The following is a 20,119-nucleotide window of genomic DNA, read 5'->3' on the forward strand; positions in this document are numbered from 1 at the left end:
TCATGCATTTATTCTGTGCGTTCCCGTAAGTCGATGGGGCGGATGGTTCCCCAACTGGAGACGTCAATGGTCACTTGCAAGTCACGGGCCGATTCGAGATCCGGACCGGTACCTTGTTCTACATAGAACTGTTCCAATTGTGGGGCGGTGACACTGCCGTCATAGACAGATCCGGTGATGGCTCCGAAGAAGGGCTCGTTTTCGATGCGGTCTATGACGGCGTATCCATCCTCCGCCCTTTTCAGTGTGAAATAGATGGAACTGTCGTTTGTGATTTCGCTCGATTTGAGATCTGGATATTGCAGCATGACGTATTCGCCGTAAAATGGATCAAACGGGTCAAACGGTTCGGCCCGCAGAACATATTGTTCGCCAAACCAGGATGCGGCGTAATAACTCACGAGCAGCAAGACGACGATGAGTGTTTGGGCAATCGGGAATATCCAGGATTTCATCGCTCTACACCTTCTTTCCGGCGATTGATCCACCAGGCGATAGCTGATAACAAGAACAACAGCAAGGCTCCAATCAAGAAGAACAGCGACATATCGAGCCGTTCCCAAGCGTAAATAATGTAGATGACAAACTGTACAACGATAAAGTATACAAAGCCGAGTCCGAGTGGTTCATTTTGCCGCTGGGCGATAATCAGGTATCCAAGAGCGGACAATTCAGCAACTACTGCGAGACCGATCGCGGTTTCGTCGAACAGCAATAGGCCGATGAGACCGGGGACGGCGATCCATAAGAGTGAGCGGAATTTGAAAAAACTCAATACCAGCACACCGAAAGCGGCAGCTGCTAAAGCGATAGCTTCTGCCATATGGCTTTCATCCACCAGACTGATAAACGTCTGTCCGCGAACAGCCAAATAAACGACTAGCAACATGCCAGCTGTCAACAGATAAAATGGACGAATCTGTCGTTGTTTGTTCTCTGGGACGATCAATAGCAGGAGCAAGAGTGCAAACAAAGTCCAAATTGGCCATAACAGGCTGTCGTATTCCACTAGCCCCCACAACATGAATCCCGAAGCGAACAGCAGAAGCCAACTGAAGGCTACTGGGGCAAAAGTTTTACTGAAGTAAAACCAGGTGACGGCCACGGCGATGAAGAGGACCCATTCGACCCAGCCGATATCGGGAAGAAACGACAGCAAAACGGTTGCGCCAAAGAAAAATCCAATGACGGAATAGATGAGATTCCGCCAATAAAAATAATGGGCAAGCGCAGCCAAGAACATGATCCATGGAAGCAAGGAGTTTGCCAACGGAAAGTGGAATGTCTGAGCAGCTACGAGTAATGTAGCTCCGAACATCGCAAGGCCAATCACCCTGAAGAGAAGCGGAGAGCCAAACGCTTTCTTTTCAGAGAAATAAGCGATGGTATAGAAAAGCCACATCAATGCAAGCATCACCAGCACTTTTGCCAAATCCGGTATGGCCTGCCAGTTGGCAGCGATAAAACTGAAAATCGCCAGTGAAAAGAAAATCAAGCCGATCATCAAAAGAAGCGGCAGCTTTTTAGGGGCAGGCTGGCGTTTTTCAAATACTGAAATTCGTTCGGCAGTTTCGGAATCCAGTAATCCCGCTTCCTGCCATTGTTTCAGTTTTTGTTCGGTGTCCACGTTAATCCCCCCATTCTATTTGCTTCCATTATAGCCCTAAATAATCAGGCTAGATAGGTAAATGATACGAGATTGAAAAAACCGAACGACGGATGATTCTAGCCGTGTTCGACTCGTGTCATTATTGAAGCTTTACGACGACTACGTCGTCAATTACGCGGACTGCATTCGGTGATGGCCATGCCTCCATCTCTGCAAACCATTGGGAAGCAGCAATTTCCTGGCGTTCCTGTTCAGAAATGAATTTGTAATTGACGCCAAAATGGCCTTTCATCATGGCGTTGTAATGGTAAGGGAGCGGAAGGATGCTGTCTCCTAAAGAACCCATAACTCTAGGTATGCTTTGGGGGATGATCTCTTTGCTCAGTGGGGATCCCAATTGAACTCTGCCAATCAACGCCAGTTTCGATTCCGGCGTCACTCCTTCGGTTTGTTCAATTCTGCTGATCAGCCGGTTTACAAATGCAGTGGACTTTTCATATCTTAATTCCATGTTGAGGTAGGAAATGTTCGAGATGACGGCAAAATTGAATACGACAACGAATGCACTCACTACAGCTAACCAAGAGAACCCTTTGGCGGCCATGGTCGGAATGGTGAGATGTTCATAGAAGAGCACAGGCAGCAGATAGAAACCGACAAGCGACAGCACCATCAGCATATGGTACACCACGTCAGGAGAAACAAAATACAGGATGTAAGAGCTTAGCGGCATCAACAGCAGCAACCCCAATGAAATCAAGGCCATCGGAACATTGGTGAATATGCGATTTTGAATGAACAGCAGGACAAATCCGATAGCAATCAGCAAGAAGACGGCGGCGTTCAACCATTCAAACAGCTGGACCGGGAAGTCTGTCATAAATCCGCGGAAAAAGAAAAACGTGAAAGCCTCATGGATCTGTTCAAAACCGTCAAAAAAGGAGCCGCTGCTTTCGCCGACCGAATCCAACCCTTGATAACTGGTGATCGTTCCAGCAAATAGACTCGAATAGAGTTTGAAGTTAGTGGCATATAAAGCCATGCCGAGGGCTCCCATTCCAAAGATGCGAAGGATGTAGCTTTTGAATTGCTGGAAAGAGATGTTTTTCCCCAGGATTTCACTGATCAAAAAGACAATCACAATCGTTAACAAAAACGGCAGGTTGGCTTGGTAAACGCCTACGGCTATGTAAAAAACGATGGAACCTGCAATGAATCCGTAGGTATATTTGATGGTGATGAGCAAAGCCAGCACGGTCAGCAACGAAGCGAGCATATAGCCGTCTGCTGTAAACATATAGGAAAAGGTGGAAGCGATGGTCGGAAATGTAACGATCAGACCGCTGACTGCCACAATGGAAAAGGTCTTTTTCAATTGGAACAACTCAGCTAAAACCACGGCGGTCAATGCCAAATAAAAAACAGAAAGTGTCCCGTTGATCCAAGGCAAATCGAAATAAGAGCTGATGCCACTGACAGGCGACAGGAAAAAGCGTCCAGACTCTCCTTTTAATTGAGGGCTGTGCATATTGACCAAGCTATCATGGTTGGGAAGGATATTTGTGAACACAAACATATGGCACAAAAAGCCGATGATGGCCGCAGATAGAAAGGCGGTTTTCCATTGCGGTTTGATTGCGGATTTCCACTTCGACATGAATTCTTCAGGCATTTCAATCGGCTCCTAATCTCTTACAAATTTCTACGTGCATTTGGTTAATAAATTCCATTTCCAATCATAGCAAACTTTGTATGTGGAAAACAGAGTATTTCTTAATTCCGGAAGAGTGCGCCAGTGAAATCAAGAGATCTAGAAAAATTGAGAGGCAAATACCTTTTGAAATGGTAAATAGCCTAATCTTGTAAATAACAAGTTGGAAACCTGAAACGACGGGGGTTTCTGCCTTTTTATTTTCCATATTCCCAAAACTAGACAGGGATACAATCAGCTAGTATCGAATAAACGAAAGACAGCTGATTGGTGGAATGTGAAAGGTGATTTTCGCATTGAAAGCGGGTCGGCATGGACCCAAAAGGGAAAAGAATAACAATAGAGATTGTTAAAGGGGGAAACGGCAATGATCATCGATCCGCTGAATATGACGGCCAAGCAAAACTATAAATTATTGATCGGCAGTGTGGTGCCTCGGCCGATTGCCTGGGTGTCGACACTGTCCCCAGAAGGCATTGCCAATTTAGCGCCTTTCAGCTTCTTTACAGTGGTATCGCGAAATCCGCCGATGCTGGCATTTTCTGTAGGGGAAGGGGTGGAGGAACGCGCGGGCACGGTCAAAGATACTTTGCAGAACATCCGGGACAACCAGGAGTTTGTCATCAATATTGTCACAGCATCGCTGGCCAACGAAATGGCCAAAAGCGGGGAACATGTACCGAGTGAAGTCGATGAATTTGCGTACGCGGGATTGACGGCGACGGAATCGCTTGCTGTATCGGTACCGCGCGTATTGGAAGCGCCCATCAATATGGAATGCAAACTGCATGACATCATCCAGTTGGGGGACGACCATCTCGTGATTGGCCGACTGGTCAAGTTCCATGTGAAAGACGAGCTGTATCAAAATGGCCGCATTAATTTGGAGAAACTTGCGCCGATTGGCCGGTTAGCCGGAAATTATGCGCCGGTGGAAACCATTTTTTCATTGCCGACTGAAAATCTGGAAGACATCTTGAAGACGCCTGTGGACAAATCAATGAAACCGTGAGTTTTTGTTTGTAGCATAGAATAAAGCACAGCAGTTTTTCTTTCTAGAAAAACAGAAAGGGGTGTTGGGATGGGCTTGGATATACGGAAAGTCAGTTTTCGTCGATTGCGGCGTGAACATTTGCCGCAGCTCTATGATTGGATTACTAAAGAACCACCAACAAATCGCTTCTGGGGTTATGTACAAGGCCATACATATGGCCAATTTCTGCAGGAATTCACAGCCAGCATCAAGGGCAAGGATTCGACCAAGCCCTATATCATCTATTACGAAGAGACGCCCATCGGCTATATTCAGACATATCACTGGAGTGATTATCCAGGCAATGAAAAATACGAGGAATTGCAAAAAGCTGCCGGTCTGGATATATTGATCGGCGCAAAAAGCTATCGGAACAAAGGGCTCGGTTCCAAAGTACTTCAAAAATTCCTGAAAGAAATCATTTTTACAGATCCAAAAATCCAGTTCTGCGTCACTGATCCGGACATCCGGAATACAGTTGCCATCCGTGCTTACGAAAAAACAGGATTTGAAAAGACGCGGCAAGTTGATGAAGTACTGGATGAACCGAGGCCCGTGATGCTGATGCGTGTGAGCCGGAAAAAAGTCATTTGACTAAAACCGTTTGCCCGGAGAATTGCCGGGCAAACGGTTTTAGTTTGTGTAAATAGCTGTTGTGCATCAGCAACTAGGATTGCAGGCTTTTCTCGCTTTCCATGATGGCTAAATCGATGGCATCAAGCGGTTTGTCGATCATCTTGCCATGTCCTACAGCCAATAGCTGCGGATTTAATTGCCGGATTTTCTTGGCACTTTCCAATGCGGTTTGTTTGTTCCATGTGGCAAAGGCCGGAAACGGAAACAACGGCTTAAATGTACCGGAAACAGCTATGCCGCCGCGTGTTTGGAAAGCGTCTCCAGCGATCAGGAAATGAGAGCGTGTGTGCAGCAACGAAATGGAACCCGGCGTGTGGCCAGGTGTATTGACCACTTGCAGGGAGCCGGCGGAATCTCCTTCTTCAAGCAAGCGGTCGGGCTGTGTTTTGACGTTTCTGGGAACGCCGCCTTTGATCGGCGAATCAGGTTCGCCAGGCAGCAAGCTCATGTCGCCTGCAAGCAGACGCGCATCACGTGGCGACATGAAGACGACGGCATCGGGCCATTCACGTTTAATGGCATCAAGTGCGCCGATATGGTCACTGTGGGCATGGGTGATGATGATGCGGGTCAACGGCTTTTCCATAACCTTGATGGACAATAAAATCTGTTTTGCGTTGAATCCCAGCGCAGCATCCACAAGCGTCAATTCCGTTTCTTCGTCGACGATATAGCAATTAACCGGGAAAAATCGGGGCATGAATGTCAATTGATAGACAGGTCCTTTTTTCGTCATCTGCACAGCCAACCAGCTCCTTAACGATTAAAGTATAGTAGTTCCAGTTTACCCATTTTTGTGAGTTTGAAATCGGTGTTCATCCGATGTTTAGGCTGTTGGAATGAGTTTTATTCGTCGTAGACAGTATTTTTTGAGTTTGGACAGTGTGGTAATGGAATTGGACGGTATTTCATCAATCTGGACTGTATTTGAATGAAGCCGGACTGTATATCCAATTAACTGGAATTCCACGCGGATTTCCATAGAAATGATGGCAATGAAAGACTTTTTCGGGCGTGCTCCTTATAATAGGAGAAAGGGGGCATGATCATGAAATATTTCGCCGTGTTATTGCCGATGAAAGAGGCAGACAAGAGCCGGGATTTTCGGCCGCAGCATCTGGCGTTTCTCGAGAAAATGCGCAATAGCGGACACGTGGCAGCCAATGGCAAGTTTGCAGACGGTTCGGGCGGATTGGTCATCTACAAAGCTCCATCGCTTGAAGCCTGTGAAGCGCTGGTCATTACAGATCCGTATATTGTGGAAGGCGCCAGGCGATATGAAATTTTTGAATGGGAAGCCGTTTGGGCGGAGGAAGCTCCGTAAGAATTCTGTAATTTGATTGAGGGGGAAACTCGGTGCATGAGTTAAAAGGCGTTTTGCCGGTTTTGCGTAATATGAAAGAATTTGAACGCTTGTTGAAGAGCGATCACGAATACATCATCTTTTTGGAAATCCGCTTGGCGCAACTTAAGCAATTGGTGCAAGTCGCGAAAAAAGCCAAAAAGAAAGTCATCCTTCATGTCGATTTGATTCAGGGACTGAAGACAGATTCTTATGGCTTTGAATACCTTGTGAGGGAAGTCAAACCGGATGGCATCGTTTCAACACGCAGCAATGTCATCGCATTGGCCAAGAAAAATAACTTGATGACAATTCAGCGGCTATTCTTGCTGGACAGCCAGGCGCTGGAACACAATATCAACCTGATCAATCAAGTGAAGCCGGACTATATTGAAATCTTGCCTGGAATCATTCCATCTGTTATCAAGGAAGTTTTCGATAAAACCGGCATTCCGGTAATTGCCGGCGGGTTGATCCGCACAAAAGAAGATATTTTATTGGCTTATGATGGTGGAGCCAAAGCAATTTCAACTTCTCAGCCCGAACTTTGGGAGTTATAAAACGTTGACAGCGTTTTCATGAACTGGTAACTTAGTATTTACAAGTTAAGAACTGTGTAGGAGAAATGGAGACCCACACTGGAACGAGCGCTTCTTATGGAGAAGTCGCTTGGTTCAGCGTGGGTCTTTTTATGTTTTCCTGATAATGGTTCAAAAAATACAAAGGGGTTTGTGACAATGACGGAATTTTTAGCAGAATTGATCGGCACGATGATTTTAATTATTTTCGGTGCGGGTGTGGTAGCAGGCGTGGCATTAAAAGATTCCAAAGCTGAAAATGGCGGCTGGATCGTCGTTACGATTGCTTGGGGATTGGCAGTAACGATGGGCGTTTATGCGGTCGGCAGTTTTTCAGGAGCACACTTAAATCCGGCGGTGACACTTGGATTTGCAGCTGTAGGCGATTTTCCTTGGTCGCAAGTGCCCGTTTACATAGCCGCACAGATTTTGGGGGCGATCATCGGGGCAACGATTGTCTTTTTAAACTACTTGCCGCATTGGGAACGCACCAAAGATGCAGAAACGAAGCTTGGGGTATTCGCGACAATTCCAGCGGTCCGCCGGCCATTTTCAAATATGGTCAGCGAAATCATCGGCACAGCCGTATTGGTCATGGGCTTGCTGTTTATCGGTGCCAATGAATTCACGGAAGGCTTGAATCCGTTGATTGTCGGTGCATTGATTCTAGCAATCGGGCTGTCGCTCGGCGGAACGACGGGTTATGCCATCAACCCGGCACGTGACCTCGGACCGCGTATCGCGCACGCATTGCTGCCGATTCCTGGCAAAGGAAAATCGGACTGGTCATACGCCTGGGTACCGGTTATCGGACCTATCTTCGGCGGCGTTTACGGAGCGTTGTTCTATAAAGCATTGTTCACTGGTGCATACGGCTTGCCGTTTTGGATCATGAGCGCAATCTTGTTCCTGGTTTTATTCGGTGCAGCAAGTGTAGAATTGAAAAAAGAGCGGACCACCGCTGATAAATTAGAAGAGAAAATTGTTTCATAACCATTGGAGGAGATCGTTTTGAGTAAAGATTATATTTTATCCATAGACCAGGGCACAACCAGTTCGCGTGCCGTATTGCTGAACCACAAAGGTGAAATTTTTGAAACGGCCCAACAGGAATTTCAACAGTTTTTCCCGAAACCGGGCTGGGTAGAGCATGATGCCAACGAAATCTGGACGTCTGTTTTAGCTTGTATCGCAGAAGTATTGCGCAAATCGGACATCGACCCGAGCCAGATTGCCGGCATCGGAATTACGAATCAGCGTGAAACGACAGTCGTCTGGGACCGCAACACAGGCAAACCGATCTACAAAGCAATCGTCTGGCAGTCACGCCAAACAGACGGCATCTGCAACGACTTGAAAGAGCAAGGCTTAAACGAATTGTTCCGCAAAAAGACAGGCTTGCTGATTGATGCCTATTTCTCCGGGACGAAAGTGAAATGGATTCTGGACAATGTGGAAGGCGCACGCGAAAAAGCGGACAACGGCGATTTGATGTTCGGAACGATCGATTCGTGGCTTGTCTATAAACTGTCAGGCGGAAAAGCACACGTCACGGATTACAGCAATGCATCCCGTACATTGATGTACAATATCTACGACTTGGAATGGGACCAGGAGCTTTTGGATATCCTGACAGTGCCGAAGAGCATGCTGCCTGAAGTCCGCCAGTCTTCTGAGGTCTATGCCAACACTGTTGATTATCATTTCTTCGGTCAGGAAGTGCCGATCGCCGGCATCGCCGGTGACCAGCAGGCTGCACTTTTCGGCCAGGCATGCTTTGAAAAAGGCATGGCGAAAAACACATACGGCACAGGATGCTTTATGCTGATGAATACCGGTGAAGAAGGCGTCGTATCGGAGCACGGTTTATTGACGACATTGGCATGGGGCGTTGACGGCAAAGTGGAATACGCATTGGAAGGCAGTATTTTTGTTGCCGGTTCAGCGATCCAATGGCTGCGCGACGGATTGCAGGTCATCGAAAATGCGCCGGAAAGCGAAGACTACGCCATGCAAGTCGATTCAACAGAAGGCGTCTATATGGTTCCAGCCTTTGTGGGTCTTGGAACACCCTACTGGGATACCGATGCACGCGGCGCTGTTTTTGGCTTGACACGCGGCACGACGAAAGCACATTTCATCCGTGCGACGCTTGAGGCGCTCGCATACCAGACAAAAGACGTCGTAGATGTTATGATAGAAGATGCAGGGATCGAATTGAAGACCTTGCGCGTTGATGGCGGAGCGGTCGGCAATGATTTGCTGATGCAATTCCAAAGTGACATCCTGGATGTTCCAGTAGAACGTCCGGTGATCCAGGAAACGACAGCACTGGGTGCGGCTTACCTGGCAGGACTCGCAGTCGGTTTCTGGAAAGACAAAGAAGAGATCGCCCAGCAATGGCAGATTGATAAGACCTTTACACGCGACATGCCGACTGAACAAAGCGGAACGCTTTATGAAGGCTGGAAAAACGCGGTAACTGCAACACGTACTTTTAAACCAGTGAACTAACCTACAAGTTAATAAATGAGAGATATACGGCCGGAGACTATGAGAGACCAAGCCAGTTTTGCAGAAGAAATTCTGCAGCTGTGCCTTGATCTCTCTTTTTATATGGGGAAATGGTGATTCAAGCCGAGTGAGAACTTGTCTTCCACACTGCTTCGAGTCATCCGAATCAGCTTAGCACCTTACAAAATAGGGTAGTGATGCAGTATCAGAAAGAATGAGATTTCACTATCAAGCATCAACGTATTTTCTTTAACCTACACACAAAAAAGGAGCAGATCAACTTATGAAATTTTCAAGCTTGAATAGAAACGAACGTTATGAACAAATGAAACAAGCGCAATTGGACGTCCTGGTTATTGGCGGCGGAATCACGGGTGCGGGCATCGCACTTGATGCGGCTGTACGCGGCATGGATGTGGCGGTTGTGGAGATGCAGGATTTTGCAGCGGGGACAAGCAGCCGTTCCACTAAATTGGTTCACGGCGGATTGCGTTACTTGAAGCAATTTGAAGTGAAGATGGTCGCTGAAGTCGGCAAAGAACGTGAAATCGTTTATGAAAATGGGCCACACGTGACAACTCCTGAATGGATGCTGTTGCCGTTCTATAAAGGCGGGACATTCGGGCCTTTGAGCACTAACGTCGGCCTGCGCGTCTACGACTTTTTGGCAGGCGTCAAAAAAGGGGAACGCCGCAAAATGTTGAGCAAGGAAGAAACCCTGCGCCGCGAGCCTTTATTGAAGAAAAAAGATATTAAAGGCGGCGGCTATTACGTAGAATACAAAACCGACGATGCACGCCTGACAATGGAAGTCATGAAGAAAGCTGTTGAAAAAGGCGCATTGGCGATGAACTACGCGAAAGTGAAAAGCTTCATCTACGATAATGGCAAAACAGTCGGCATTCAAGTGGAAGACCAAATTGATGGCACCATCCACGAATTGTACGCGAAGAAAATCGTCAATGCAGCAGGGCCATGGGTTGATACGCTGCGTGACAAAGACCATTCGAAATTCGGTAAAACACTTCAACTGACGAAAGGGATTCATTTGGTCTTTGACGGCCGCCGCTTCCCGTTGAAACAGGCGATTTATTTTGACATGCCGGATGGCCGTATGGCGTTTGCGATTCCTCGCCAAGGAAAAGTTTATGTAGGGACAACAGATACAGTCTACAAACAGGACATTGCGCATCCGACGATGACTTTGGAAGACCGCAATTATGTTTTGAAAGCAATCGACTTCATGTTCCCTGAAGTGAATATTTCAGAAGCGGACATCGAATCGAGCTGGGCTGGGTTGCGTCCATTGATCCATGAAGACGGCAAAGATCCTTCCGAGATTTCACGAAAAGATGAAATTTTTGTATCGGATTCAGGGTTGATTTCGATTGCAGGCGGCAAATTGACCGGCTACCGCAAAATGGGCGAAAGCATCGTCAACTTGGTAGCAGAGCAATTGCAGAAAGAAGAAGGCGCGAAGTATCCGAAGAGCTCGACTAAACGTTTGCCGATTTCAGGCGGTGAAGTAGGCGGTTCAAAAGGGTTTGAAACCTTTATGGCGGATCGTGTCAATCAAGCTGCAGGCATGGGGCTGACTCCTGATGCGATGCGGATGCTGGTAAACCGCTATGGCGCAAATGTCGATAACGTTCTGCGCTTCTACACGGCTGGATTGGACGAGGCGGCACATGCTGGACTTGATCCGCTGGTATACGCAATGCTGCGCTATTCGATGGAATATGAAGCTGCCTACAAGCCGATCGATTTCTTTATTCGCCGTACCGGTGCTTTGTACTTTAACATCCACTGGGTGCATGCGCATAAAGAAGCGGTCATCGCCTATATGGGCAAGACGCTTGCTTGGTCTGACAAACAAGTACGAGATTACACTGCTGAATTGGAAGGATTGCTTTACGAAGCCGTCCATCCGGTGGAAGTATCTTCTCAAAGCTTAAGCTAATGTTTATAAAATCCCATCTGCTCTCATTAAATTGAGAACAGATGGGATTTTTTTCATATAGGCTTGGAAAATAAATCTTTAGGGTTTATAATTAATAAAAATATCTTATTTTACATAATATTCAGACTATAAAGAGATGGGGAATAGTCATGAAAAAAATTATCTGTCTTTTTACAATTTTGCTTTTGATGTTCACGGCGTCCATGAGTAATGGCACTAAAGTTTTTGCAGAAGCAGATCCGCAGCGGGTGATTGTAAAGTTTAAAGAAGGTGCGCAAACAGGAATTGCAGCGGCGGATGTGGCAGCTAGTGATGAAAATGGAAAAGCGGAGATGGCTACATTTGATGTGCCGGAAGGTGAATCCATGGAGAACTATATGGAAGAACTGGAAGAACGGGACGACATTGAATTTGTCGAACCGGATTACCAGATTGAACTTGCCTATAAACGGAAGGACCCCGAATTGGCTACCCGGCAATACCATCATACACAAATTCAGACAGCTGCTGCATGGAAGCAGACCAAAGGCTCAAAAAAAGTGGTCGTAGCGGTGATTGATGACGGCATGGATGTGACGCATCCGGAACTGAAAAAACAATTTGTCGCTCCTTACGATGCACTCAGCAAGAAAAAAGGCACCATCACTGCTGGCAAGCACGGAACGCACGTAGCGGGTCTGATTGCCGCTTCAGCAGGCAACGGAATTTGGGGAGCAGGAGTAGCGCCGGCGACGAAGATTATGCCGATTGATGTTATTGATCAAGGCGGTTATGGCTACACCTCTACGTTGATTCACGGCATTGAACATGCCATCAAGGCGGATGTCGACATCATCAATATGAGTCTGGGCTCGTATTATTACAGTGAAGCTTTGGATCAGGTGATACAAAAAGCGCATAAACGGGGCATTGTCATTGTGGCTGCTGCAGGAAATGAAGGAACGCGCAACGCCCATTACCCTTCTTCTTTGGACAATGTCATCTCAGTCAGTGCCGTAACCCGTACAGACGTGAGTGCTTTGTTTTCCAATAAAGGGCCGACCGTTGATTTAACAGCGCCAGGAGTGGATGTCTATTCCACATTGCCTTCCAATCAATTCGGTCCATTAAGTGGAACTTCCATGGCCACGCCGATCGTTTCGGGTGTAGCAGCATTGATCAAAGCCAATCAGCCATCCCTCAGCAATAAGGAAATCGAAAAGCGGTTGTTTTCTTCTTCGGATGATTTAGGAAAGGCAGGCAGAGACGATGTTTATGGGCATGGACGCGTCAATGCCAAAAAAGCGTTAAAGAAATAAATCGAAGCTGCATGAGTCTTTCTTGAGGAAAGTCAACTGCAGTTTTTTCGGTCGAACTTTAAAATGATGCTTTGGAAATGGGAAAGTCTGTTCCAAAAAGAGTATACTAATAGAATATTCAGAAATATAGTTGGCGGTGAAAATATGAAGTTCAGTGCGCAGAAAAACTACTGGCAATTCATTGCATTAAGCGGTGCAATTGCTGCGCTCGTTTATATCGCCCACGTGATTATGGGTGGGGTATTATGGGTTGGCTATAGCCATGTAAAACAGACTATCAGCGAACTGACCGGAAACGGTGCGCCCGATGCAGAAATGCTGAGAATCTTTACACTGGGCTATGGCATTCTTGCGGTGCTTTTTTCAACTTCGCTCTATGTGCTTTTCCGCAAATACAAGGTGGACACAATCGCCCGATTTGGTGCCGTTCTGCTGCTGATCATGCATACGGCTTCATTGGTCGGCTATGGTTTATTTCCGTTGGAGCAAGGAGGGGAAGTACTGACCTTCGGGAATTTTATGCATTTGGCCATTACAGCCATCGTTGTAATTGCGACGGTGGGTGCATTGTTTGCCATCGGCTACGGCCTCTGGCTCACTAAGAATTTCAAGGGGATCGGGGTATTTACACTTGTCTGTGCCGTCGTAATTGTTTTAGCGGGAATTGCGACTCCGATTGTGTTGAACTATGATCTGCCCTATGCCGGGCTGGTTGAACGTGTGACCGTGTTCACTCTTCAGTTATGGACTTTTGTGCTGTCGCTTTACCTCTACCGGCTGCCGAAGATCATCGATATGGAAGTGAAGAGAATGGGGCTCGTGGAAGTTTACAAAGAACCATGAAAATGCCGGATCAGGAAATATCCTGTCCGGCATTTTGAGGCTTATTGAACTTTTTCCGCTGCTGGAGCCGAACGGTCTTTAAAGATGAATTTCTTGCTGAAGATGTAATTCGCGACCAACACAATGACATTGGCCAGGATTTTTGATACGGTGCCATTGATGCTCAACAACCCGACTAAAACCATCATGGTGCCCAGATCCATAAAAAACGACAAGACACGGAACCCGAAAAACGAACCCATTTCAGCAAAGCGGTCGCGCCAAGTGTTAGTGACGCTTTTGAAGACAAAACGCTTGTTGACGACGTAAGCGAAAACGACGGCGAACACCCAGGCGATCGTGGTTGAAATGCGGTAATCGAGGTAGAACATCTCTTCACAAATCCAATAGACGACGATATTGACGACAGTGGTCCAGCCACCCATGATGAGGTACATAAGGATGCTGCGCCAATCTTTGGTTAAAATTTTTTTCATGGAAATCTCCGTTCTTTCTACTGATGTGGTGAAGGTTCAACAACTCACGGAAGTTTTTATTAACTGAATCTTAGTTTGCGGATATGCAGGAAAACGGCTCCGAGAAAACTGATGATGGAAATGAATAAACCAGCCGTGAATCCTTCCGGTTTATATCTTAACGCAATTGCGTGCTCACCGGAAGGGGCAAGTATGCCGGTATAGGCTGAATGGACAGGGAACGTATCGACCGGTTGCCCATCGATGGAAGCTTTCCAGCCTGGTGAATAGGGAATGGATAAAAATAAAACCGCATCCAGCTCTGCCGAATAACGGCCATTGACGTAATTATTGCCGTAATCGATGTCCTGCAAGCTGCTGTTCTGATAATCCCGTATGATTTCTTCATAAGTTCCATAATCTGCAGCAGTCACCTGGATATCCTTGATTAAAAATTCGCCAGGTTGGATGGTCAATGCAATGGCTTCCGTTTCCGAGTCCATTCCAAAACGGAACAGCACTTGATTTTTGGCTTCCATATACGTGTATTGGTCAACTTCGTAATGGTTGTTGCGCATATTCTTTTGGAGAACATAACTGGCGCCAAGATTGCTGGCAGCCTTGATTGTCAATCCTTCATTTTCTGTATAAGGAAGGACATCCGCATAAACAGTCAGTTCGGAAAGCGTATGGTCTTGGACAGGAATGGTTAATTGAATGGGAGTATCAGACTCCACCCAGACACCATCGGCCCGGGTCTCCACCCGCGTCTCATCGTCAAAAACAGCATCTGCCAAAGAGCCGATAGTTTGAGAAGCGGTAGATTCGTCTGAGTCCAGTCCCGAGGCATTGAAAACGTCATCCGGCAGTACGGCATTTCTCAGCAGCCGTTCATCGAGCAGGGGATCCCTTGTGTCATCCACTGCAGAAATCGGCATAGCTGTTTCGTATAAAAAACCGATAGGCAAGGAGAACTGGTTTTCCTCGATGACGATATTTTCATTTTCGAAAATGGTTTCGTAGCCGTAAAGATTATAAGGTTCAGCAAAAGAAATCGTGTATTTATTAGTTAGCAGGGTATTCAGAAACGTGTTGGTTGGAAAGCCGTTGACCACATTCAATCTTCGCGTTCCTGCAGTTGCCAAATAGTCCATTTCGAACTTCTGCAGGTTCCACTTGACGAGAGATTGATAGGTAAGGTATGACCGGTACCCATAGCTCATGGAGGCGTTATAGCCGGATACGCCGGGATAATTGATGTTGATTCGATAAAGATCTTTATCTTCTTTAAGTTGTACAAGCCCCTCTTTGATTTCATCGTTATCAAAATGAGTTTTGTAATCGTCTTTGCTCATGAGCGACAACACGCCCCAAACCCCTTTATGTGTTTCTTCAAGTTCCTCACCTTCGGATTTCATGATAAGATCGTTCACCAAACTGTAGGGCAGCAACAAACTATAGAGCAGGATCGCTAGCGCTGCAAATGAAAAAACGGGTGCTTTTAGCCGTCTATTCGAAACGAATTGCCCCCCTATAAATAAGATTGCGAAAGCTAAGGGCATGAATTTGATGACGTTACCGTAATGGGTAAACGGATTTTTATCAAGCCAAAGGTAGATTAATAGTGAAAAAAAAATGAGCACGATGCTGTTTTTAGCTTGTTTAAAGTTCATTTCATTTAAAGCGACGGCTGAAAGCATGATGAAAAAAAGGTTGAAGACAAACAATGCCCTGAATTCGTCCGGTGTACTGAAACCGCCCAGCAGCGAATTGAGTTGCTGGACCATCAACATGAAAATGAGCAGAACCCCTGCAAATCCCAAAATCAGAAAACGTTTTTTGAAGCCGTTGATGAAAAAAAGAGGGAGTGCCAGAAGAACGACAAAATTGATGCCGCCTTGCCACAGTAGTTTTTGGATCACTTCATTGAAAGTCAATAAAGCATCTTCGATTGGCTGTCCTGCCCGGTAGAAGGCGTTGGACTGAAATAAGCTGTATACAGATGGCAACAGAATGACCATAGCGGTTCCGAGTGCCAGTAAATAGAGCGTAGCTAATCGAAAGTGGAAAAAAAGAAATGCCTTTACGGTCTTTTCGGAATGGCTGGCAACAAAATAACGGACCCCGCTGTAGAAAAAAAGGCCAAGCGTAATCATGAAGAGAAAATAGAAATTGCTGATGCTCGCCAAGAACAAAGCAACAAAGAGCACTGCCGGTTTGTTGGCGGATAAAAATCGCTCGAATCCCAAAAGAATGAACGGAAAGTAAACCGTCGCATTCAAGAAAAAATAATGGGTATAGAAGTGATCGAAGTTGAACAATGCAAAACTATTCGCAATCCCTCCTATCAAAGCGATGTTTTTATTGACGCCCAATTTCTTCAGTAAAAGATAGGTTCCTAAACTGATGAGGAAAATTTTGAAGATAGCCATAGGAATAAAGGATAAGGGGAACCAGGCTTTAGGAAGCAACAGGAGGGGCCAGATGAAAATATCGCCCAGCATGTAATAGCCGAAGTCATTCCAAAAGCTGCCGCCCGGACCGTAATTCCAGGACCAAAAAGGCATTTCTCCGCTTCTGGCAAGGTCGTGGAACAAGTTGAAGAAGTGGATATATTGATTGAAAGGGTCGCCGCCTAATGAAATATAGAGAAAGCCATTGACAGGAATCCGAAAAAAAATAAGGGTGCCCATGAACAGGACCAGGAGTGTTAAAATAATCACTTGATAGTCAATTTTTTTTGCCATTCTTAGAACACCTCGATTAAAAATATAGCGGGTACAAAGTGCCATCAGGCATTTCTTCCAATATACAGGAGTCTGATTAATTTATCGATAAAGTTTATTGAAAATTCAATATATTTATCCGGAAAGAGTGAATTTATGGTATTGGACAGGCTTAAGAAATAAACTTGAAATTATATAGGCCTCTCTTTACATATTCTGCTGCGATAATGGGTAAAGAAGTATATTGAACGGCAACTGTGTGGTTGCCAAGCTGAAACTGGAGGATGAGCAGATGAGAAAAATGAACCGGGGAATGATAACCTCATTAGGAGCAATCGGAGTGGCGCAGGCTTTAAAGATCGTCACGCATAAATCGGTGACAGGACAATGGGACTGGAAGCAGGCCTTTACAACAGGCGGCATGCCAAGTTCCCACTCAGCCGGTGTATCGGCACTGGCTTCGTACGTAGCTGCCAATAAAGGAGCGCGTCATACAGAAACGGCATTGGCCATCGTATTCGGCGTTATCGTCATGTACGATGCACAAGGCATCCGCCGCCATACCGGCGAGATTGCGCGTTTGGTCAATGACTTGGAAGACAGCTTCGTGAAATTTTCCGGAGAGTTCCCAAGCTTTGAGTTTGTGGAACGTGAAAAGGAATTGAAGGAATTGCTTGGCCATCAGCCAGTTGAAGTATTAGCAGGCGCTGCTTTTGGGACCGTCCTGGGACTGGTTTCCGCAGCGATTGAAAACCGTGAACGTGAAATCGAAGAACAAGAAGAACGTTCCAAAAAACGTCTGCCCCACAACGGACGCAGCCGCCGATTGACACGATCCCATTAAAAAATGCAGCCATTCCTTTGGGAAATGGCTGCATTTTTGTTTATTCGAGCAGAAAAATCGACAAGCGCACCTCAACTGGCTGGGAGCGCACCTCGCGGCGGGACAAGCGCACCTCAAACGGCCAAGAGCGCACCTCACAACCCGACAAGCGCACCTCAAAGCCCCGAGAGCGCACCTCAAACGCCCAACACCTTTCCTCGTCAACGAACGCCACAATTGTTAAGCACAGATTAAGAGTTTCTAAAGACTCTGGATAAAGGATTGCGATGCGTGGCATATGGTATAAGCTAAGTGTAGCGCCTAATCATTTTGAAGGAGGAAGATCATTTGAAAACTTCGTTTTTGAAAATGTCTGTTCCTGTATTCGCCCTTGGATTTGTTTTGACGACGCAAGTGGACACGCAAGCATACGTGGCAACAAACGCGCCAGCATCTGAAAAACAAAAACTGGCCTACGAACCGGGTGCAGGAGTTTTGGAAAGGTTAGGCCCCTACGAACAACAGCTAGCAGAATTGGAAGCAGACCTTCAGTCATTGATTGAAGAACTGGATGGCGAAGAAACCATCAGCTTCGAACAATATCAAGACTACCAGTCCACATTGGACGGGCTGATCCATCAATTAAACACGGTGTCTCATGAAATTGAGGAAATGTCTCCGGCTGTAAACGCTAACTTCAAAGAACTATTGCTGATTCAAGAGCAGATTCACGGAATTGATGTGCAGTAGCAGATGACTCAATAAACTAGAAAAAGCGCAATTGTCATGACGGCAATTGCGCTTTCTTTTCGATTCTAATTTCCTGAAAATAGTATTTTGCTAATTCAATTATACTGTTTGGAAAAACTTAAGTGTACTCTCTATTTAAGAATATTTTACATTTCGATGGTTTTAGTGGGTGTAAATCTGCTATCTATGATAATATTACCTTCTGAATAGATAGATTTATTACAAATACGAAGACTTTATTACATCTTGCAACCCTGAGTAGTTGTTTGACGTTATAAGGTTTATAATGGAAGAAATTAAGGGGATTTTTGCTAGTCCATCAGGAGGTACAATTCATGCAAAGAAGAAACAGAAAACAAAAAAAACGCAGCTTCATTTATGCAACCGTATTGATATTGACATTACTTGGCGTCGGAATCGGTTCAGCACAGTTCTTGGGGGATGAGCCAGAACAAGCAGAGCCGCCGAAACAAGAGCAACCTGAAAAAGAGACACAACAAGCGGCACCTGAGGTAAAAGAAGAACCTAAGGAAGAACCGAAAGAAGAAGCCAAAGAAGAACCGAAAATCGAACCCGGTACAGTGGAAAAGGTAGAAGAACCTGAAGAAACCGTGCCAGCAGAAGAACCGGTTGAAGGCAAAGTCACCAAGGTGGAAAATGTTGTTCCGCCTTCTGAGCAACCTGAAAAAGTAGAACCGAAGAAAAAAGAAAAGACAGCGATCATTAAAGAATCTCAGCAAAAAGTCTATACGGTTTTGACTGAAGGCGGACAAGGATCCGGATTCTTGTTTTCAAACACAGGTATGGTTGTCACGAATGCCCATGCTGTTGCAGGATTCACTGATGTAGTGGTCCGCAATATCAATGGACAGGATCACCCGGGTACGGTTGTCGGCATTTCTGGTGAATCCGATATCGCATTGATCCACGTGGAAGCATTCGAAGGCATTGCGCCATTGGAAGTGGAAATGGGAGCAACTGATGTGGGCACTGAAGTCATAGCACTTGGAAGCCCGGCAGGTTTAGAAAATACGGCTTCCATCGGTTATTTGACTGGAGTGGACCGTGATTTCTATCAGGAATTCACTTACGAAGATATCTATCAAATCGATGCTAAAATTGCGCCTGGCAGCAGCGGCGGCCCATTGGTCGATGCGACAACAGGAAAAGTGATCGGCATCAACTCGTTGGTGATTGAAGAAGGCGACTCGATCGGTTTCTCTATTCCGATGTATTCAATGTACGACCAATTATCGCAATGGGTAGCGTCGCCAATGGCTGTAGAAGATGTTGCGGCAATGTTTAAGGCGTATGACGACTTCAGCGGCTACGAAGACGAAGATTATGAATACGATGTTGACTTGGAAATGAAATTCGATGAAACCAACTTAAGCGAGTTCATCGGCGATTTCCGTTATTATTACGAAACGGCATTGAAAGAAGAAGATTTCTTCTACGTGCAGAACCTTCTTGTCTACCAAAGTGATATCTACAACGGCATTGCCGAATACATCACCGATATCTCTGGACAGGGAAGAGAGTTCAACTTTACGAAGCTGGACATCTCAGGCATTGAAATCTTTGAGGATCATGCCCTCGTGCATACAGAAGAAGCATTCGACTTTAAAGATACAGCTGGTGTCTGGTCTGTACAGGAACGCAGCAAAACCTACACCATCGTAATGGATGAGTATGGATTCTATTATGTATCGGATATTGTTAACAAAGAGTAAGAGGAATAGTAAAGCTAAAGTTGTTCGTTTGAATCCTGGGATTCGAATGAGCAACTTTTTTTATTTGAAATAAAGCAAAAAGTCTCATGTTTAGGTGGCGAATAGAAG

Annotated in this window: 18 protein-coding genes; 12 read left to right on the plus strand and 6 right to left on the minus strand. The window is 45.9% G+C overall.

The window, feature by feature from the left end; translation table 11 throughout:
• Nucleotides 1-8 precede the first annotated feature (8 nt).
• From IRE19_RS02325 to IRE19_RS02335, 3 genes are all read right to left on the minus strand, one after another.
• A complete protein-coding gene (locus IRE19_RS02325; protein WP_203339198.1) occupies nt 9-455 on the minus strand; it encodes a GDYXXLXY domain-containing protein in 447 nt (148 codons plus the stop codon).
• Nucleotides 452-1,627 carry a DUF2157 domain-containing protein gene (locus tag IRE19_RS02330; protein ID WP_203339199.1) on the minus strand — a complete coding sequence of 392 codons (1,176 nt, stop codon included), beginning with the start codon at nt 1,625-1,627 and terminating at the stop codon, nt 452-454. Before IRE19_RS02330 ends, IRE19_RS02325 begins: the two co-directional genes overlap by 4 nt.
• Nucleotides 1,628-1,748: 121 nt before the next feature.
• Nucleotides 1,749-3,281: a glucosyltransferase domain-containing protein gene (locus tag IRE19_RS02335; RefSeq protein ID WP_203339200.1), complete on the minus strand. Its 1,533-nt coding sequence runs from the start codon at nt 3,279-3,281 to the stop codon at nt 1,749-1,751.
• A 406-nt stretch (nt 3,282-3,687) separates the two neighbouring features.
• On the opposite strand from IRE19_RS02335, the gene IRE19_RS02340 reads away from it, so the two are divergent.
• Together IRE19_RS02340 and IRE19_RS02345 are read left to right on the plus strand one after the other, a co-directional pair.
• The gene (locus tag IRE19_RS02340; RefSeq protein ID WP_191713729.1) at nt 3,688-4,332 is read left to right on the plus strand and encodes a flavin reductase family protein; all 645 of its coding nucleotides are present in this window, start codon (nt 3,688-3,690) and stop codon (nt 4,330-4,332) included.
• 69 nt (nt 4,333-4,401) lie between these two features.
• Complete coding sequence (locus IRE19_RS02345) at nt 4,402-4,947, plus strand: GNAT family N-acetyltransferase (protein WP_203339201.1); 546 nt, start codon at nt 4,402-4,404, stop codon at nt 4,945-4,947.
• Between the two features lie 73 nt (nt 4,948-5,020).
• On the opposite strand, the gene IRE19_RS02350 is transcribed toward IRE19_RS02345, so the two are convergent.
• Nucleotides 5,021-5,731 carry an MBL fold metallo-hydrolase gene (locus IRE19_RS02350; RefSeq protein ID WP_191713731.1) on the minus strand — a complete coding sequence of 237 codons (711 nt, stop codon included), beginning with the start codon at nt 5,729-5,731 and terminating at the stop codon, nt 5,021-5,023.
• 306 nt (nt 5,732-6,037) lie between these two features.
• Between IRE19_RS02350 and IRE19_RS02355 the strand changes: the two genes are divergently transcribed.
• From IRE19_RS02355 to IRE19_RS02385, 7 genes are all read left to right on the plus strand, one after another.
• Entirely contained in the window at nt 6,038-6,313 is a 276-nt protein-coding gene (locus tag IRE19_RS02355; RefSeq protein ID WP_203339689.1) for a YciI family protein, read from the plus strand.
• A gap of 32 nt (nt 6,314-6,345) precedes the next feature.
• Nucleotides 6,346-6,891 carry a glycerol-3-phosphate responsive antiterminator gene (locus tag IRE19_RS02360; protein ID WP_191713732.1) on the plus strand — a complete coding sequence of 182 codons (546 nt, stop codon included), beginning with the start codon at nt 6,346-6,348 and terminating at the stop codon, nt 6,889-6,891.
• Between the two features lie 177 nt (nt 6,892-7,068).
• The gene (locus IRE19_RS02365; RefSeq protein ID WP_191713733.1) at nt 7,069-7,902 is read left to right on the plus strand and encodes an MIP/aquaporin family protein; all 834 of its coding nucleotides are present in this window, start codon (nt 7,069-7,071) and stop codon (nt 7,900-7,902) included.
• Between the two features lie 18 nt (nt 7,903-7,920).
• Nucleotides 7,921-9,423: a glycerol kinase GlpK gene (gene glpK, locus IRE19_RS02370; protein ID WP_203339202.1), complete on the plus strand. Its 1,503-nt coding sequence runs from the start codon at nt 7,921-7,923 to the stop codon at nt 9,421-9,423.
• A 283-nt stretch (nt 9,424-9,706) separates the two neighbouring features.
• The gene (locus IRE19_RS02375) at nt 9,707-11,383 is read left to right on the plus strand and encodes a glycerol-3-phosphate dehydrogenase/oxidase (RefSeq protein WP_203339203.1); all 1,677 of its coding nucleotides are present in this window, start codon (nt 9,707-9,709) and stop codon (nt 11,381-11,383) included.
• 149 nt (nt 11,384-11,532) lie between these two features.
• Complete coding sequence (locus IRE19_RS02380; RefSeq protein WP_203339204.1) at nt 11,533-12,681, plus strand: S8 family peptidase; 1,149 nt, start codon at nt 11,533-11,535, stop codon at nt 12,679-12,681.
• 144 nt (nt 12,682-12,825) lie between these two features.
• Complete coding sequence (locus tag IRE19_RS02385) at nt 12,826-13,524, plus strand: DUF998 domain-containing protein (protein WP_203339205.1); 699 nt, start codon at nt 12,826-12,828, stop codon at nt 13,522-13,524.
• Nucleotides 13,525-13,565: 41 nt separating this feature from the next.
• Here IRE19_RS02385 and IRE19_RS02390 read toward each other — a convergent pair whose 3' ends face one another.
• Nucleotides 13,566-14,000 carry a GtrA family protein gene (locus IRE19_RS02390; protein ID WP_203339206.1) on the minus strand — a complete coding sequence of 145 codons (435 nt, stop codon included), beginning with the start codon at nt 13,998-14,000 and terminating at the stop codon, nt 13,566-13,568.
• 59 nt (nt 14,001-14,059) lie between these two features.
• A complete protein-coding gene (locus IRE19_RS02395) occupies nt 14,060-16,726 on the minus strand; it encodes a YfhO family protein (protein ID WP_203339207.1) in 2,667 nt (888 codons plus the stop codon).
• 271 nt (nt 16,727-16,997) lie between these two features.
• Between IRE19_RS02395 and IRE19_RS02400 the strand changes: the two genes are divergently transcribed.
• The 3 genes from IRE19_RS02400 (at nt 16,998) to IRE19_RS02410 (ending at nt 20,011) form a co-directional block, all read left to right on the plus strand.
• A complete protein-coding gene (locus IRE19_RS02400) occupies nt 16,998-17,549 on the plus strand; it encodes a divergent PAP2 family protein (protein ID WP_191713740.1) in 552 nt (183 codons plus the stop codon).
• A 327-nt stretch (nt 17,550-17,876) separates the two neighbouring features.
• Nucleotides 17,877-18,278, plus strand: coding sequence for a hypothetical protein (locus IRE19_RS02405; protein WP_191713741.1), 402 nt, complete (start codon nt 17,877-17,879; stop codon nt 18,276-18,278).
• 335 nt (nt 18,279-18,613) lie between these two features.
• Entirely contained in the window at nt 18,614-20,011 is a 1,398-nt protein-coding gene (locus tag IRE19_RS02410; RefSeq protein WP_203339208.1) for a S1C family serine protease, read from the plus strand.
• The last annotated feature ends 108 nt before the right edge of the window (nt 20,012-20,119 follow it).

Source organism: Planococcus beijingensis (assembly GCF_016820615.1).
GTDB lineage: Bacteria > Bacillota > Bacilli > Bacillales_A > Planococcaceae > Planococcus > Planococcus notacanthi.